The following is a 16,336-nucleotide window of genomic DNA, read 5'->3' on the forward strand; positions in this document are numbered from 1 at the left end:
AATGAGCGGGCTGGTCGAAGGACGCGTTGTGGTGGTCACCGGCGCGGGGCGCGGGATCGGGCGGGCGCACGCGCTGGCGTTCGCGGCCGAGGGCGCGCGGGTGGTGGTGAACGACATCGGCGCGGCCCTGGACGGCAGCCGTGGCGGTGACGCCCCGGCCGACCTGGTGGCGGCCGAAATCCGTGAACTGGGCGGAAAAGCCGTGGTGAACACCGACGACGTCGCGGACTGGGCCGGCGCGGCCCGGCTGGTGTCGACGGCCGTCGAGGAGTTCGGCGCGCTGGACGTGCTCGTGGCGAACGCCGGCTTCCTGCGTGACCGGATGCTGGTGAACCTGGCCGAGGACGAGTGGGACGCCGTGATCCGCGTGCACCTGAAGGGACACTTCGCGCCGTTGCGGCACGCCGCGGAGTACTGGCGCACGGAGGCGAAGGCGGGGCGCACGCGGGCGGCGCGGGTCGTGATGACGAGTTCGGGCGCGGGCCTGCTCGGCAGCGTCGGCCAGGGCAACTATTCCGCGGCCAAGGCGGGGATCCTCGGCCTCACCACCGTCGCCGCCGCCGAACTGGCCCGCTACGGCGTGACGGTCAACGCCATCGCCCCCGCGGCGCGCACGCGTATGACCGAGGACACGTTCGACATGGCCGCCCCCGACGGCGGTTTCGACGCGATGGCGCCGGCCAACGTGTCCCCGCTGGTGGTCTGGCTGGGCTCGGCGGAGTCGGCGGACGTCACCGGCCGGGTGTTCGAAGTGGACGGCGGCCGCGTCAGCCTCGCCGACGGCTGGCGCCACGGCCCGGCCCGCGACAAGGGCGCGCGCTGGGAGCCGGACGAGCTGGGCCCGGTAGTGGCCGAACTGCTGGCTTCGAGCGAGAATCCGGAGTCGGTGTACGGGGCATGACGCTCGGTCCCGCCGCTGTTCCGGCCCGGCCCGGTAGCGCCCCAATGTGGCGTTGGTTGCGTTGAACGCACCGAACGCCACTGGGATTTTTCATCCTGTTGGTGCTGGTCAGTGTGGTTGACAGTGTCGGTTGTTGTTGTGTGGCACCAGGGCGGGGAGTGTCAGCGGGAGATGCTGGAACGAGACGGAGCCCCCGGATGTTGATCAAGATGTGACCCAAGATCTGCACCACGGGGGCTCCGAGCCCATTGTCTATCAGACGGCGCTGCCCGTCTCGGCCAGCCAGCTGCGCATGCTCACCGAGCTGATCCGGGAGCATCGCCGGAATATCGGATCACGGTGGCGCACCGCGGTTCCCAGCCGGCAAGCCATCCTGGCGCTCGCATGGCTCCGGCATGACCAGCGACTCCTGGACCTGGCCCGCGCCAACAGCACCTCCGCCTCCACGATCCGCCGGTGGGGCCTGGAGGCCATCGGGCTGCTGGCCGCCCGAGCGCCCCGCCTGGACCGGGTCCTGGCCCGTCTGGCCGCCCGCGGGCACACGGTCGTACTGGTCGATGGCACCCTGATCCCGACCCGCCGACGCACCGGCACCGCCAACCGCCCGAACTACAGCGGCAAACACAAACACCACGGCCTCAACGTCCAAGCCCTCACCGACACCCACGGCCGGCTCCTCTGGCTATCCCCACCCCTGCCCGGGAAAACCGCGGACATCACCGCCGCCCGCCGCCACCGGCTGCTGGACCGCCTGCACCACCACGGACTGGCCGCCATCGCCGACAAGGGCTACCAAGGCTGGCACAAAGACCTCCGCCACCAAACCGGACACGACCAGATCGTGCTCACCCCCTACAAAGCCGAAACCAACCGGCCCGTGACCAGCGCACAACAGACCACCAACACCATCCTCAACGGAGTCCGCCGCGCCGTCGAAACCGGATTCGCCACCCTCAAAACCTGGCGCATCCTGAACAAACTCCGACTCCACACCCGCCACGCCAGCACCTTGCTACGCGCCCTGCTCACCCTCATCCAACACGAACAACACCCCCTGACAACCCCCACCCAACCCCACCACTAACACACCCAGCCAACCCCACCCCACCAGCACAAACCAAGATGAAAAATGCCCATTGGGGCGCAAGCTGAGGTGACGTATGCCGATGCCGATGTCTCGCTTCGGGGCCGCCGAGATAGGCAATTGCCTATATTGACCCCGCAGGGCGCGCTCTGGCTGACTTGACCGTATCCCGCATTGCGTTGCGGTACTTCGGTTTTCTCGGTTCAGCAGGGGAGCTTTCGCGTGTCCGCACCAGTCATGTCACCGGTCGTCCGCCGTCGCTGGTGGTGGTTCCTGTGGGGTCTGCTGGCCCTGCTGGCGACCGGCATCGCGGCCTATTTCGTGCCGCCGTACCTGACCGGCAGCTCGGCCGTCCCGATCGACCGGGCCATCGTCGGCTACTACGCGAGCCTGGTGGTGCACGCCCTGCCGGCCGGCCTGACGCTGATCATCGGCCCGTGGCAGTTCGTGCCGCGCTTGCGCGCTCGTTTCCCGAAGCTGCACCGCGTGCTGGGCCGGGTCTACCTGATCTCGGTAGTCGCGGCCTCAGCGGCGGCGGCTTACGCTTCCGCGGTCACGACGAGCGGTTTCGCGCTGCAGGTCGCGTTCTACCTGCTGATCGTGGCCTGGCTGTACACGGCGGCGCAGGCCTACCGGACGATCCGGCGCCGTGAGGTGGGGCTGCACCGGATCTGGATGATCCGCAACTACGCGCTCACTTTCGCCGCGGTGACGCTGCGGGTGTATTTGATGATCGGTATGCAGGTGTTGCCTTCGTCGGTGCCGTACAAGGATATTTACACGGCGGCTGCGTGGGCTGGGTTGCTGGGGAATGTGCTGGTGGCGGAGTATTTCATCGTTCAGCGGACACTGGCGCCGTTGGCTCGGCGGGCGGGTCGCGGGGCTGTCGGCAGCCCGGTTGCCGGGTCGGCAGGTCAGGGTACTGCCGCCGACAGCCCGGTTGCCGGGCCGCCGCAGCCGGTGAGCCAGGGCGGCTGACCGTCTTGACGGTGCGGATCGCGATCTTCCCCGTCTGTGCGGGTGGCCGCCGGGAAGAGTTCGGCGCGAGGCTGTCTTCCTGGTCGGCGCGAGTCTGGTCGGCGCAGGGCCGGTCAGCACGGGTCCGGTCGGCACAGGCCCGGCGAGCGCAGGGCCGGTCGGCATAGGTCCGGTCAGCACGGGCATCGGCCCGCGGTTCGGCGTGGGTGCCGTCCGGAAAGCGCACGGCGGGGCTCGGTTTTCCCGGTCTTGCTGGGCTTTCCGTTTTTGTCGGTGCCGGGTGTGACACTGCTGGCATGGCTACCTGGCAAGCGTTCGCCGCGGCGGCACCGTCGCTCGCGGATCGCATACACAAGCGTTTCACCTCCGCGGAGAGCCACATCCTGGCCACCCTCCGCCGTGACGGTTCCCCTCGGGTCAGCGGCTCGGAGGTGAACTTCCGCGAGGGCTCCCTCTACATCGGCTCGATGTTCGACGCCGTCAAAGCCCGCGACCTCCAACGCGACGGCCGCTTCGCACTGCACGCCCACCCCGGCGACCCGGCCGCGGGCGGCGACGCGAAGCTGGCGGGCATCGCCACCGAGGTGACGGATCCGGCGGTGTTCGCCCAGATACAGCGCGGCGCTGAACAGAGCGGCGGCGAAGAGGCCACTGGTGAGCAGAGCAGCGGCGAATCGGGCGCTGAGGGCCAGAGCCACCTGTTCCACCTCGACATCCGCGAAGCCGTAATGACCTGGGTCGCGGACAACACCCTGTTCGCCGAGTCCTGGCAGGAGGGAAGAGGCCTGGTCCGTTTCGCCCGCCCCGACAACGGCCCCGTTGTCCGCACCGAACTGGACTAGCACTCCAGGGCTGAAGTCGGCACGATCTCCGCGACGGTGCGTGCCCCACGGTGACTTCCGTGGCCGGAGCCGCTCGGCCGACTGGATCATCGGTGGCTGGGTGGATCGCCGGTGACCGAGCGGAGCGTGGGCGCCGGTCGCTGGGCGGATCGTGGTCAACCGGGTGGATCGCGGGCGGCAGGAGATGAGAAGATCGCGCCACCGTCGATCGTCAGGAGTGCTGGATGTCCGTGCCACAGGGTTTCCCGCCGCCGATGGCCGCGCCGATCCCCGCGCCGGTCCGGCGCCGGGCGAACCTCCCGGCCGGGGTGGTCGCGGCGGTCCTCGCGGGGTGCACGGCGATCGCGCTGGTGTGGTTCGTCTTCGCGAACGTGCTGATCGGCGGTTCGTTCAGCGACTGGTCGGGCATGGTGTGGCTGAACGTCGTGTGGCCTGATCGCCGCGGCCCTCCTGCTCGTGCCGGCCGGATTCCTGCTGGCACGGCACATCTGGGCGGCGTGGACGCTCTTCGGGCTGTGCCTGGTGTCCGTGGTGGGGATCGTGGCCGTGCCGATGCCGTCGGGCACGAGCTTCGGCGCCCACCTCGACTTCGTGCTCGGCTTCCACAAGAGCAACGGGGTGCCGATCGGCCTCGCCGCGATCTTCGCGTTCCTCGCCGCGATCGCCGCGATCGTCTCCGCGACGGTGCGGTCCCCACGCCACTGACACGGGCAAGTCTCTGCCACACGTTGCCGGTCCACGACGGTCCGGCCATCGCGTCGCTGATGCGGGCAGGTCTCAGCCACGCGTTGCCGGTCCGCGTCGGAGGGGCCCGGCGTCGCTGACACCGGCAGGCCCCACCCCGACATTGCCGATGCAGGTCAGGGATTGGTCCAGAGACAGAACGGATGCCCGGCGGGGTCGAGGTAAACGCGGACGTGCTCCTGCGGCTGGAAGTCCGCGAGTCGCGCGCCTGCGGCTTCGGCCTGGGCGGCGGCTTCGGCGAGGTCGTCGGCTTCGATGTCCAGGTGCAGCATCATCTGCTGGTCGCCGGGGCGCGCGGGCCAGGCCGGGGGCACGTGGTCCGTTTCCAGCTGGAAGGAAAGGCCGTGGCCACCGCCTTCGGGCCTCAGCGTGACCCAATCCGGCTCGTCCGTGGCGATCGGCCAGCCGAGCAGCGCCTGGTAGAACCGCGCCAGTGCCCGTGGCTCCGGGGTGCCCACAACAGTCGAGGTCAGCCTCACCGGGCCAGCTTAGTCCTGCAGCCAGGCGAAATCTCGCCGCTGAGCTGAACCACCGGTTCGACCCGTCGACCCCGTTGCCCGGCGCCCGGGACGGCGCGGCCGAGCTGGCCCGCGCCCGGGTCTTCGTGACCGAGGGCTACGGCCACTCGTCGATGTATGTGCCGAGCACGTGCACCGAGCAGGTGAAGCAGGACTACCTGATCTCGGGCGCGTTCCCGGCCGCGGGCAAGACCTGCACGGTCGACGCGAGCCCGTTCGCGGGCTGACCGAAGGCGGGCCTCGTCGTCTTGACGACGAGGCCCGCTTAGATCCGTTCGATGATCGTCGCCGTGGAAAGCGCCCCGCCCGCGCACATGGTGACCAAAGCGGTGCTCGCGTCACGGCGCTCCAGTTCGTGCAGGGCCGTCGTCAGAAGACGGGCCCCGGTGCTGCCGACCGGATGGCCCAGCGCGATCGCGCCGCCGTTGACGTTCACCCGGGCTTCGTCCGGGCCGTGCACCTGAAGCCATGACAGCACCACCGAAGCGAACGCCTCGTTGACTTCGAACAGGTCCGGGTCGCCGATTGTCATGCCGGCCGCGGAAAGCACGCGCGCGGTCGACTGCACCGGGCCGTCCAGGTGGTAGTACGGCTCGGCGCCCACCAGTGCCTGGGCCACGATCCGCGCGCGCGGGCGCAGGCCCAGCTCACGGGCTCGCGAAGAGTCCATCAGCAGCACCGCCGCCGCGCCGTCGGAGATCTGCGAAGACGTGCCCGCCGTGTGGATCCCGTCCGTCATCACCGGCTTCAGCCGGGCCAGACCGTCCACAGTGGTCTCCCGCAGCCCCTGATCCCGGTTCACCAGGCGGGATTCGCCCGTCAGCGCGCCATCGGCGAGCACCGGGGCCTTCACCGGCACCACCTCGCGGTCGAAGTGCCCGGCTTCCCACGCACGCGCCGCTTTCTGCTGCGACGCCGCGCCGAACGCGTCCACATTCGCGCGGGTCAGCCCGCGCCGCACGGCGATGCGCTCGGCCGCGCCGTACTGGTTCGGCATGTCGATGGACCACGACGCCGGCCGCGGGCTTCCGCTGTCACCGCGGTTCGCGCCGAGCGGCACGCGGCTCATCGCCTCCGCCCCGCAGGCGACGCCCGCGGAGATCGCGCCCGCCGCGATCAGGCCCGCGATCAGGTGCGTGGCCTGCTGGGCCGAGCCGCACTGGGCGTCGATCGTGGTCGCGCCGGTGGTCTCGGGCAGGCCCGCGTGCAGCCACGCGGTCCGGCTCAGGTTCCCGGCCTGCTCGCCCGCCTGCGTCACGGCCCCGCCGATCACCTGCTCGACCAGCGCCGGGTCCAGCCCGGCCCGCTCCAGCAGCGCGCTCTGCGCCGCGCCCAGCAGCTCGGCCGCGTGCAGCCCGGCCAGCCAGCCGCCGCGCTTGCCGATCGGCGTCCGCACGGCCTCGACGATCACCGGCTCGCCCATGGGTCTCCTCCGTTCGTGGGAACTCCTCAAAACTAGAACACGTTCCGATTCTAGACAAGGCGACCCAGGAACTCCGGCATGTTGATCTTGACCCAGTGAGCGCTCGCTCACCTGCGCTTATTGACCCTTTACCGGTCAAGTAAACGGGTTTCACTGAGATGGGTTCCGTAAGTTAACACCGTATGCTCCAATGAGGCTTAGAACGTGTTGCAGTGTGGGAATCAGCGCCGAACCCCGTGCAGGAGGCAGCCGTGGCCGCTCCGCTTTTCCCCACCGGTTTCGACTTCACGGACCCGGATCTCTACGCCAGCCGACTACCGCTGGCCGAGTTCGCGGAGCTCCGGCGAACGGCACCGGTCTGGTGGAACCCCCAGCCGATGAACACCGCCGGTTTCGGCGACGACGGGTACTGGGTCGTCTCGCGACACCAGGACGTCAAGGAGGTCTCCCGCGACAGCGAGCTGTATTCGTCGTGGGAGAAGACCGCGATCATCCGCTTCGACGACCAGATGACGCAGCAGAACCTCGAGGCCAATCGCCTGGTGCTGCTGAACATGGACGCCCCGCAGCACACGAAGCTGCGGCGCATCGTCTCGAAGGGGTTCACCCCGCGCTCCATCTCGAAGCTGGAGGACACCCTTCGCGACCGCGCTGAACGCATCGTCGCCGAAGCGCGGAAGAAGGGCGAAGGCGACTTCGTCACCGACGTCGCGTGCGAGCTTCCGTTGCAGGCGATCGCCGAGCTGATCGGCGTGCCGCAAGAGGACCGGCTCAAGATCTTCGACTGGTCCAACCAGATGGTGGCCTACGACGACCCCGAGTACGAGCTCGAGCCGCTCACCGCGTCCGCCGAAATCGTCGGCTACGCCTGGAACATGGCCGAAGAACGCCGCCGCTGCCCGATGGACGACATCGTCACCAAGCTCGTGCAGGCGGACGTCGACGGCGAGTCGATCGGCTCCGACGAGTTCGGCTTCTTCGTGATCCTGCTGGCCGTCGCGGGCAACGAGACCACGCGCAACGCCATCACCCACGGCATGAAGGCCTTCCTCGACCACCCGGACCAATGGGCCCGCTACCGCGAGGAGCGGCCGAAGACCGCGCCGGACGAGATCGTCCGCTGGGCCACGCCGGTGGTCGCGTTCCAGCGCACCGCCACGCGCGACACCGAGCTCGGCGGCGCGCACATCCGCAAGGGCGACCGGGTCGGCATGTTCTACAGCTCGGCCAACTTCGACCCCGAGGTGTTCGACGAGCCCGAGCGGTTCGACGTGTTCCGCGAGGACAACCCGCATGTCGGCTTCGGCGGCACCGGCTCGCACTACTGCATCGGCGCGAACCTGGCCCGGCTGGAGATCGACCTGATCTTCAACGCGATCGCCGACGTGATGCCGAACATCACCGAGGCCGCGCCGCCGGAACGGCTGCGCTCGAGTTGGATCAACGGCATCAAGCATTACCAGGTCCGCTACGGCGGCTGAGCCCCGCGCGGGACGGGCGGGCCGGGCATGATGGGCCGATGGTCCAAGCCACCATCGACGTCGAGTTCGGCGTCCGTGTCACCAAGCCCGGCCTCGCCGCCGTCTCGATCGCCGCCGTGCGCGCCGACGAGGACGAGCTGACCGTCACCGGCGGCGGCTCGCCGCGGGTCGCCGAGTTCGAGCACGGCACCCGCGCGGAGGTTTACGACCTGCCCGAGGGCGAGCACCGCGTCACCTACCACGGCGTGCGCACGCTGCGCCGGGCCGCGGCCGAGCCGGTGACCCTCGCCGACATCGCCCGCTACACCCGCCCGAGCCGCTACTGCCCGTCCGACCGGATGGGCGGACTGGTGCCGTCCGGGATCTTCGCCGCCGACAGTGACGCGGCAAAGGTGCGCGCGATCGTCGAGCACGTGAACGGACGGCTCGAGTACGTCGTGGGCTCCGGGCGCCCGACGGACGACGCGATCGACACGCTGCTGGCCGGCGAAGGCGTCTGCCGCGACTTCGCGCATGTCTGCGTGGCGCTGTGCCGGATCGTCGACATCCCCGCGCGCTTCACCGCCGTCTACGCGCCGGGCCTGCAGCCGATGGACTTCCACGCCGTGTTCGAGGCCGCGGTCGGCGGGCACTGGCAGGTGTTCGACGCCACCCGCCTCGCGCCGCGCCAGACCATGCTCCGCATCGCCACCGGCCGGGACGCCGCGGACACCCCGTTCCTGGCCACGCTCGGCTGCGAGCTGGACTTCCTCGGCGCCACCGTCTTCGCCACCACCGACAGCGCGCTGCCCGCCGACGACGGGAACAAAGCGGTGACCTTGGCCTGAACGCGTGTCCGGTGCGACAAACCGGGGCGCGCTGGGTAGACAGGCACGGTGAAGCGTTCCCGTGACCGTCCGAGGCCGAGCCGATGGGCCCGGGCTCGGGCCCGGTACCGGTGGCTCGACCACCTGGCCCGTGCCACCAACCGGTACATCGAGTACGGCGGCTACCACTACGTCGCCTCGATCACCTACTTCAGCCTGCTTTCGCTGGTGCCGCTGCTGATGCTGTCGTCCTCGGCCGCCGGCTTCGTGCTGGCGACCCAGCCGCAGCTGCTCGGCTCGCTGGTGCACGCGATCTCCGGCACGCTGCCGGGCACGCTCGGGGACAAGGCCACCGACCTGCTGACCGGCTTCGTCGAGCAGCGCACCAGCGTCGGCCTCGCGGGCCTGGTCGTCGGGCTGTACTCGGGCTGGAACTGGATGAACGCGCTGCGGGACGCGCTCACCGCGATGTACGGCCAGAACCGCTCGGACCAGCCGCTGCTGCGGACCATCCTGGTGGACGTGCTGGCGTTGCTCGGCCTCGCCGGCGCGCTGCTGGTGTCGTTCGGGATCAGCGTTTCCGGCACCGCGGTCGGCCGCTACCTGCTGCGGCTGGTCGGGGTCACCGACCAGAGCTGGGGCCACACCGTGCTGTCGGCTACGTCCGTGCCGCTGGCGCTGCTGGCGGACTGGCTGGTCTTCCTCTGGGTGCTCACGCGGCTGCCGCGCGAACGGGTCGGCTGGCGCAGCGCGATGCGCGGGGCGGTGGCCGCGGCGCTCGGCTTCGAACTGCTGAAACAGGCGGGCGGTTTCTACCTGACGCTGATCAGTGACTCGCCCTCGGGCGTCGCGTTCGGCTCGGTGATCGGCCTGCTGTTCTTCATCTCCCTGATCGCGCGGATGCTGGTCTACATCACCGCGTGGACGGCCACCGCCGGCGACGCCCCGCGCCAGCCGATCCCGCCGCCGTCACCGACCACGCTGCCGCCGGTGGTCGCGCCCAAGCCGAGCGGCGCGCTGCCCGCGGCCATCGGCGTGGTCGTCGGGGCGCTGGGCACGCTGTTCGCCTTGCGCGGGCGCCGCCGCGACTCGTGAGTGTTCATGCCGGTTCTAACCGTCATGAACACTCACGAGCCTGGTTTGGCCGACCCGACCACCCACATGCTGAAGTACTGCGACCCGCCGCCGTACGCGTGGCCGAGCGCGACCCGTGCGCCGTCCACCTGGTAGTCGCCGGCGCGGCCCATGACCTGCTTGGCCGCCTCGGAGAACCGCAGCATGCCGGACGCGCCGATCGGGTTGGACGAGAGCACGCCGCCGGACGGGTTGACCGGCAGCCGCCCGCCGAGCGCGGTCTCGCCCGCCTCGGTCACCTTCCAGCCCTGGCCCTCCGCGGCGAAGCCGAGGTTCTCCAGCCACATCGGCTCGAACCAGGAGAACGGCACGTAGATCTCCGCGACGTCCACTTCGGACAGTGGGTCGGTGATCCCGGCCTCGTGCCACAGCGCCGCCGCGGCGTCCCGGCCGGCCTGCGGGCTCACCTGGTCGCGTCCGGCGAACGTGGTGGGCTCGGTGCGCATGGCCGTCGCGTGGATCCAGGCGGCGCCGCCCTCGACGGCGTCACCGGCCGCTTCGTCGCCGATCACCATCGCGCAGGCGCCGTCGGAAGACGGGCAGGTCTCGTCGTAGCGGATCGGGTCCCACAGCATCTGCGACGCCTGCACGGACTCGACCGTGATGTCCGCCTGCTGCAAGTGCGCGTAGGGGTTCAGCGCCCCGTTACGACGGTCCTTCGCCGCCACGATGGCGCCGATGTGCTCCGGCGCACCGGAACGGCGGATGTACGAGCGCACGTGCGGCGCGAAGTAGCCGCCCGCGCCGGCGCCCACCGGCATCTGGAACGGCGGCAGGATCGACAGGCCCCACATCGCGTTCGACTCGGACTGCTTTTCGAACGCCACGGTGAGCACCCGCCGGTGGATCCCGGCCTGCACCAGCGACGCGGCCACGAGCGCGGTCGAGCCGCCGACCGAGCCCGCGGTGTGCACGCGCAGCAACGGCTTCCCGGTCGCGCCGATGGCGTCGGCCAGGAACAGCTCGGGCATCATCACGCCCTCGAACAGGTCCGGCGCCTTGCCGAGGACCACGGCCTCGATCTCGTCCCAGCCGACGCCGGCGTCGGCCATCGCGCGGTCGATCGCCTCGCGCAGCAGGCCGGGCATGGACACGTCGAGGCGCTTGGCCCGGTGGTGCGTCTGCCCGGTGCCGAGCACCGCGGCGAGCTGCTTCGTCATCGCGACTCCAGGACGGCGAGAAGGTTCTGCTGCAAAGCGGGGCCGCCGGTCGCGTGCGCGACCGCCTTCGAAGCCTCGCCCCGGTGGATACGGGCGGCGGCCTCGCCGATCCGGGCCAGCCCGGCGGAAAACATCGGGTTACCGGTCAGTGCTCCGCCAGAGGGATTGATCCGGACGTCGGCGCCGAGGCCGAGCGCGCCGCGCAGGATCAGCTCCTGATGCGTGAACGGCGCGTGCAGCTCCGCCAGCTCGACGCCGTCGAGGTCCAGCGCTTTCGCGGCGGCCTCAGTGGACGGTGAACGCGTGAGATCCCGGGCACCGAGCACGGGGGAGTCGACGCGGTGCTCGATCCCGGTCAGGATCGCGGGCCGGTCCACCAGGTCCTTCGCCCGCTCCGCGCTGGCCAGCACGATCACCGCGGCCCCGTCGGAGACCGGCGCGATGTCGTGTTCCCGCAACGGATCCGCGACGTACGGCGTGTCCAGCAGCTCGGCCGTTCCGACCGCTCCGGACACCTGCGCGGCGGGATTGCCGGCGGCGTCCGCGCGTGAGCGGACAGCGACTTCGGCCAAGTCCTTTTCGGACCAGAGCCCGGCGTCCAGGCCCAGTCGCGCCTGGAGCCCGGCGATCGCCAGCGAGTCCGGCCACAGCGGGCCGACGACGTACGGGTCCAGCTGCATCGCCAGCACCCGGCGCAGCTGTCCGGCGCTGGCCTTGCCGAAGCCGTAGACGAGCGCGGTGTCGACCTCGCCCATCCGGATCTTCAGCCAGGCCTCGTACAGCGCCCAGGCGGCGTCCATCTCGACGTGGGACTCGTGGATCGGCGGGAACGCGCCGATCGCGTCCACCGCGGCGATGAACGAGAACGCGCGCCCGGCCAGGTAGTCCGAGGAGCCGGAGCACCAGAACCCGATGTCCTCTTTGGACAGGCCGGTGGCGGCGAAGACCTCGGCGAAGATCGGCACCAGCATCTCGACGCCGTTGGTGGTGCCAGGGGTCTCCCGGACGTTCGGCGCCTGCGCGAACCCGGCGACGGCGACTTCAGGCATGGGGTCACACCTCACAGGTGGTGGGCGAAGGATTCGTACGGCGCGTCCGGCTCGCCGGTCGGCTCGAAATGGCTGATGTTCTCCAGCGAAGTCCACCAGTCCTCACGCGGTTTCCACGCGGCGCGCACGCGCATCCCCATCCGCACGTCCGCGGCGTCGCAGCCGAGGACCAGGTGCAGGAAGGCGATGTCGGCGCCGTCGAGCAGGATGTACGCGGCGACGTACGGCGGCTTGATCCGCTGGCCGAGGAACGGCACGTTGACGATGCAGAACGTGGTGACGATGCCCGTGTCGGGCAGTTCGACCTCGTCGGTGGTCGGCACGCCGTCGGTGGGGCAGGCGCCGCGCGGCGGGATGTAGACCTTGGCGCAGGCCGGGCAGCGCTGGCCGATCAGCTTGCCTTCGGCGAGCCCTCGCAGGTAGCGGCTCTCCTCGGGCGACGCGGAATGCTGGTAACGCAGGTGCACCGGCGTCATGACCACGCTGACGGGCGCGCCCTCCTCGCGTTTCGCGATCGGGGGCGGCGGCTCGGTGGGCGTGGTGTCCGGGGCGCCGGCGGGCAGGAAGTAGGCGATGTCGCGGATGTGGCCCACGGTCTCGTCGGCCCAGCGCACGCGCACGCGCTGTCCGGTGTGGACACTGCCGGGGTCGCCCGCGTCGAGGGCGTGCAGCAGGGCGGTGTCCGCGCCGTCGAGCCGCACCAGCACCCAGGCGAACGGGCGGCTCAGCGGCTGCCCGTCGAGCGGCTCGGCGCACCACGACCACGAGACGACGGTGCCCTCTTCGGCGACCGGCACGAACTCGGTCAGCGGCGCGGCGGTCACCGGGTCGTACTCGGGCGGGGGCACGTGCACCCGCCCGTCGCTGCCGCGCACGCCTTCGACCCGGCGCTCGCGCAGCGCGTTCACAAACCGGCCGAGCACGGGCCCGGTCGAGCGCGTGTAGTCGAAGCCGACGTCGAGCGGGGCGGAGAGCGGTGCTTCTGAAACCGTCACGTTCCCGAGTGAAACACGTTCTCGATTCATGGGCAAGACGGCTGTTGTGCTGTTGTGGAACGCGTTCTAGATTTGAGGGCATGAACCTCGGACTGTGGACCATCGCCGCCGCGGAACCGGACCGGACCGCGCTGGTCGACCCGGACGGCCGGGAGGTCGGCTACGGCGAGCTGGCGGCCAAAGCGAACCGGTACGCACGCGGGCTGCGGGAGCTGGGACTCGGCGTCGGCGACGCCGTGGTGCTGCTGCAGCCGAACGGAGACGAACTCGTGGCGGCGTACTTCGCCGCGATCCAGTCCGGGCTGTACGTGGTGGTGGTGAATTGGCACCTGGTCGGCCCGGAAGTCGCCTACATCCTGCAGGACAGCGGCGCGAAGGCGTTCCTCGCGCACGAGCGGTTCGCCGACGTCGCCGTCGCCGCGGCCGACGAGGCGGGGCTGCCCGAGTCGGCCCGGTTCTCGGTGGGCGCGGTGCCCGGGTTCCGCCGGATCGAGGAACTGGGCGCGGGCCTGGGCGACGGCCGTCCCGGCGAGCGCACGGCGGGCTCGCCGATGCTGTACACCTCCGGCACCACCGGGCGGCCCAAGGGCGTCCGGCGGCCGCTGACCGGCGCGGACCCGGACGAGGTGCCCGCCGCGTCCACCTGGTTCTTCGGCGTCTTCGGCCTGAAGCCGCACGACGGGCACGTGCACCTGTGCGGCTCGCCGCTGTACCACACGGCGGTGCTCAACTTCGTGGTGATTTCCTTGCAGCTGGGCCATACCGCGGTGCTGATGGACCGCTGGGACGCGGCGGACATGCTGCGGCTGATCGAGCGGCACCGGGTCACGCACAGCCACATGGTGCCGACGCAGTTCCGCCGGCTGCTGGCGCTGCCGGACGACGTGCGTTCGGGCCACGACCTGAGTTCGCTGCGCGTGATGATCCACGGCGCGGCCCCGTGCCCGCTGGAGGTCAAGCGGCGCATGCTCGACTGGTGGGGCCCCGTCGTCACGGAGTACTACGCGGCCACCGAAGGCGGCGGCACGGTGATCTCGGGGGAGGACTGGCTGCGCAAACCGGGCTCGGTCGGCCTGCCCTGGCCGGGCTCGACGATCCGCATCCTCGACGACAGCGGTGTCGAGCTGCCCGCCGGCGAGATCGGCACGGTGTACATGAAGATGGGCGACTCGAAGTTCGAATACCACCGCGACCCGGAGAAGACGAAGCAATCGCGCGTCGCGGACCTGTTCACCCTCGGCGACGTCGGCCACCTCGACGAGGACGGCTACCTGTACCTGCACGACCGCAAGGCCGACCTGATCATCTCCGGCGGCGTGAACATCTACCCGGCCGAGATCGAGGGCGAGCTGGTGATGCACCCGAAGGTCGCGGACATCGCCGTGTTCGGCCTCCCGCACGAGGACTGGGGCGAGGAGATCAAGGCCGTGGTCCAGCCGGCGGAGGGGATCACGCCTTCTCCTGAGCTGACTTCGGAGCTGCTTGCTTACGCGGCCACGCGGTTGGCGCGGTTCAAGTTGCCGCGGTCGGTGGATTACCTGGACGAGCTGCCTCGTGATCCGAACGGGAAGTTGTACAAGCGGCGGATACGGGAGCGTTACGTTTCCTGACCCGCTCGTGAGTGGCTATGCCGGTTCTAACCGTCATAGCCACTCACGAGTTACTTCGTGATCGTGGCGTCGCCGAATGCCGCTTGGTAGTAGCCGCTGGTTCCGCCGCGCGGGTCGACGAGGGTGCACTTGATCGTCGCTTGCACCGTGCCGTTGAGGGGCACCGCAAGGTCGGCTGGTTTCGACAGCGAAATCTGGAACTCGTTGCCCAGCGGCTGCCCGTTGTCGGCCGTCACCCGGATGATGCTCGTGTAGTCCGCCTTCGCCGCGGTGCCGGACTGGTTGTTGTCCAACCCGATCCGCGACTTGAGGCTCTGGTACCCGGCGACGGCATAGGTCACGGACAGCCCGGCCGTGCTGCAGCCGAGAGTGAAGCTGTTGGGATAAGCCTGAGTTCCGATGGTCACTGCTCGCGGTGAGTTCACGGCGTTCGTGTTCAACGGCGTCAATTCGCTGAGCAGCTCGGCCGAAGCGCCCGACGGAGCGCTCGAGGAGGGTCCTCCCGGGGGCGGCGACGAAGGCGGTTGAGCGCGCAGCGAAGTATTCTCCGCCGCGAGCTGGCTGTTCTGTTTCTGCAAGCGCTCGTTTTCGTCCTGCACACTCGAGAGGTCCGCGCCCCTGGACTCGGCGGTGGCCTGAGCCTTGTTCTTCTGCATGGTGATTTCCGCCGCGGCGACTCCCAAACCCGCCGTCGCCAGCGAGGCTATGGCAGTCGCCAAGGCGAGCCATTTTTCGAGCGGCGTTCGCGGTCGCTTGGCACCTTCAGTGCGCTTCATCGATCCTCAGTCGCGACGCCGCCGATCGGCGTTACAAGTCACTTGCCCTGAAACCGTGGTTTCCGCTTCTCCGAGAACGCCCGCGGCCCCTCCTTCGCATCAGCGGAGGAAAACACCTCGATCCCATACTGCGCGTCCAGCTTGAAGGCCTCCTCCTCATGCATGCCCTCGGTGTCACGCATGGTCTTCAGAATCGCGCGCACCGCGAGCGGCCCGTTCGCGTCGATCAAGGAAGCGATCTCCAACGCGCGCGAAAGCGCCTGGCCGTCCGGGACCACGTGGCCGATCAGGCCGATCGACAGGGCCTCCTCGGCCGCGATGTGGCGGCCGGTCAGGAGCAGGTCGGCGGCGACGGTGTACGGGATTTGGCGCGGTAGGCGCACGGCGGAGCCGCCCATGGGGAACAGGCTCCAGCGGGCTTCGGAGACGCCGAAGCGCGCGCTCGCGCCGGCCACGCGGATGTCGGTGCCCTGCAGGATTTCCGTGCCGCCCGCGATCGCGGGGCCTTCGACGGCGGCGATCAGCGGCTTGGTCAGGCGGCGGCCCTTCAGCAGGCCCTCGATGCGGCTCGGGTCGAACGCGCCTTCGCCGAACGCCGGGGCGTTGCGGGCCATCGACTTCAGGTCCGCGCCCGCGCAGAACGCGCCGCCCGCGCCCGTCAGCACGCAGCTGCGGACTTCGTCGTCGGAGTCGACCCGATCCCAGGCCTCGACCATGATCGCGAGCATCTCGCCCGAAAGCGCGTTGCGCGCCTCGGGCCGGTTCATGGTGACGACGAGCGTGTGCCCCTCCAGCGTCACCAGTGCGTGTGGCTCAGCCACCGAAACCTCCCGGC

18 protein-coding genes are annotated in these 16,336 nt (G+C 70.1%); 10 read left to right on the forward strand and 8 right to left on the reverse strand.

The window, feature by feature from the left end; genetic code table 11:
• The first annotated feature begins 1 nt into the window (after position 1).
• From OG371_RS30145 to OG371_RS30160, 4 genes are all read left to right on the forward strand, one after another.
• Positions 2-901 carry an SDR family oxidoreductase gene (locus tag OG371_RS30145; protein ID WP_329058779.1) on the forward strand — a complete coding sequence of 300 codons (900 nt, stop codon included), beginning with the start codon at positions 2-4 and terminating at the stop codon, positions 899-901.
• 211 nt (positions 902-1,112) lie between these two features.
• Positions 1,113-1,985, forward strand: a complete 873-nt coding sequence (locus OG371_RS30150) for a transposase family protein (RefSeq protein ID WP_329058780.1) — start codon at positions 1,113-1,115, stop codon at positions 1,983-1,985.
• A 222-nt stretch (positions 1,986-2,207) separates the two neighbouring features.
• Positions 2,208-2,963 carry a DUF2306 domain-containing protein gene (locus OG371_RS30155; RefSeq protein ID WP_329058781.1) on the forward strand — a complete coding sequence of 252 codons (756 nt, stop codon included), beginning with the start codon at positions 2,208-2,210 and terminating at the stop codon, positions 2,961-2,963.
• 296 nt (positions 2,964-3,259) lie between these two features.
• Complete coding sequence (locus tag OG371_RS30160; RefSeq protein ID WP_329058782.1) at positions 3,260-3,805, forward strand: pyridoxamine 5'-phosphate oxidase family protein; 546 nt, start codon at positions 3,260-3,262, stop codon at positions 3,803-3,805.
• A 211-nt stretch (positions 3,806-4,016) separates the two neighbouring features.
• Here the strand turns inward: OG371_RS30160 and OG371_RS30165 are convergent, their stop codons facing one another.
• Positions 4,017-4,214 carry a hypothetical protein gene (locus OG371_RS30165; RefSeq protein ID WP_329058784.1) on the reverse strand — a complete coding sequence of 66 codons (198 nt, stop codon included), beginning with the start codon at positions 4,212-4,214 and terminating at the stop codon, positions 4,017-4,019.
• Between the two features lie 47 nt (positions 4,215-4,261).
• On the opposite strand from OG371_RS30165, the gene OG371_RS30170 reads away from it, so the two are divergent.
• A complete protein-coding gene (locus tag OG371_RS30170) occupies positions 4,262-4,510 on the forward strand; it encodes a hypothetical protein (protein WP_329058785.1) in 249 nt (82 codons plus the stop codon).
• 155 nt (positions 4,511-4,665) lie between these two features.
• On the opposite strand, the gene OG371_RS30175 is transcribed toward OG371_RS30170, so the two are convergent.
• Positions 4,666-5,028: a VOC family protein gene (locus OG371_RS30175; RefSeq protein WP_329058786.1), complete on the reverse strand. Its 363-nt coding sequence runs from the start codon at positions 5,026-5,028 to the stop codon at positions 4,666-4,668.
• On the opposite strand from OG371_RS30175, the gene OG371_RS30180 reads away from it, so the two are divergent.
• Entirely contained in the window at positions 4,989-5,294 is a 306-nt protein-coding gene (locus tag OG371_RS30180; RefSeq protein WP_329073306.1) for an alpha/beta hydrolase, read from the forward strand. The two genes, OG371_RS30175 and OG371_RS30180, sit on opposite strands and share 40 nt — an antisense overlap.
• A gap of 38 nt (positions 5,295-5,332) precedes the next feature.
• Here OG371_RS30180 and OG371_RS30185 read toward each other — a convergent pair whose 3' ends face one another.
• Positions 5,333-6,490 carry a steroid 3-ketoacyl-CoA thiolase gene (locus tag OG371_RS30185; RefSeq protein WP_329058787.1) on the reverse strand — a complete coding sequence of 386 codons (1,158 nt, stop codon included), beginning with the start codon at positions 6,488-6,490 and terminating at the stop codon, positions 5,333-5,335.
• A 251-nt stretch (positions 6,491-6,741) separates the two neighbouring features.
• On the opposite strand from OG371_RS30185, the gene OG371_RS30190 reads away from it, so the two are divergent.
• The 3 genes from OG371_RS30190 to OG371_RS30200 are packed head-to-tail and all read left to right on the forward strand — an operon-like array spanning position 6,742 to position 9,872.
• Positions 6,742-7,971 carry a cytochrome P450 gene (locus OG371_RS30190; RefSeq protein ID WP_329058788.1) on the forward strand — a complete coding sequence of 410 codons (1,230 nt, stop codon included), beginning with the start codon at positions 6,742-6,744 and terminating at the stop codon, positions 7,969-7,971.
• 38 nt (positions 7,972-8,009) lie between these two features.
• A complete protein-coding gene (locus OG371_RS30195) occupies positions 8,010-8,798 on the forward strand; it encodes a transglutaminase-like domain-containing protein (RefSeq protein ID WP_329058789.1) in 789 nt (262 codons plus the stop codon).
• 48 nt (positions 8,799-8,846) lie between these two features.
• Positions 8,847-9,872, forward strand: coding sequence for a YhjD/YihY/BrkB family envelope integrity protein (locus OG371_RS30200; protein WP_329058791.1), 1,026 nt, complete (start codon positions 8,847-8,849; stop codon positions 9,870-9,872).
• A gap of 32 nt (positions 9,873-9,904) precedes the next feature.
• Here the strand turns inward: OG371_RS30200 and OG371_RS30205 are convergent, their stop codons facing one another.
• The 3 genes from OG371_RS30205 to OG371_RS30215 are packed head-to-tail and all read right to left on the reverse strand — an operon-like array spanning position 9,905 to position 13,115.
• Positions 9,905-11,071: a thiolase domain-containing protein gene (locus tag OG371_RS30205; protein WP_329058792.1), complete on the reverse strand. Its 1,167-nt coding sequence runs from the start codon at positions 11,069-11,071 to the stop codon at positions 9,905-9,907.
• Positions 11,068-12,120 carry a thiolase domain-containing protein gene (locus tag OG371_RS30210; RefSeq protein ID WP_329058793.1) on the reverse strand — a complete coding sequence of 351 codons (1,053 nt, stop codon included), beginning with the start codon at positions 12,118-12,120 and terminating at the stop codon, positions 11,068-11,070. Before OG371_RS30210 ends, OG371_RS30205 begins: the two co-directional genes overlap by 4 nt.
• A gap of 11 nt (positions 12,121-12,131) precedes the next feature.
• Complete coding sequence (locus OG371_RS30215; RefSeq protein ID WP_329058795.1) at positions 12,132-13,115, reverse strand: Zn-ribbon domain-containing OB-fold protein; 984 nt, start codon at positions 13,113-13,115, stop codon at positions 12,132-12,134.
• An 80-nt stretch (positions 13,116-13,195) separates the two neighbouring features.
• Between OG371_RS30215 and OG371_RS30220 the strand changes: the two genes are divergently transcribed.
• Positions 13,196-14,725 (forward strand): acyl-CoA synthetase, encoded by a 1,530-nt coding sequence (locus OG371_RS30220; protein ID WP_329058796.1) that lies wholly within the window; start codon positions 13,196-13,198, stop codon positions 14,723-14,725.
• A 50-nt stretch (positions 14,726-14,775) separates the two neighbouring features.
• Here OG371_RS30220 and OG371_RS30225 read toward each other — a convergent pair whose 3' ends face one another.
• Together OG371_RS30225 and OG371_RS30230 are read right to left on the reverse strand one after the other, a co-directional pair.
• Positions 14,776-15,501, reverse strand: a complete 726-nt coding sequence (locus OG371_RS30225) for a hypothetical protein (protein ID WP_329058797.1) — start codon at positions 15,499-15,501, stop codon at positions 14,776-14,778.
• Between the two features lie 38 nt (positions 15,502-15,539).
• Positions 15,540-16,322, reverse strand: coding sequence for a crotonase/enoyl-CoA hydratase family protein (locus OG371_RS30230; protein WP_329058799.1), 783 nt, complete (start codon positions 16,320-16,322; stop codon positions 15,540-15,542).
• Between the last annotated feature and the right edge of the window lie 14 nt (positions 16,323-16,336).

Origin of the sequence: Amycolatopsis sp. NBC_01480, assembly GCF_036227205.1 — a bacterium.
Taxonomy (GTDB): domain Bacteria; phylum Actinomycetota; class Actinomycetes; order Mycobacteriales; family Pseudonocardiaceae; genus Amycolatopsis.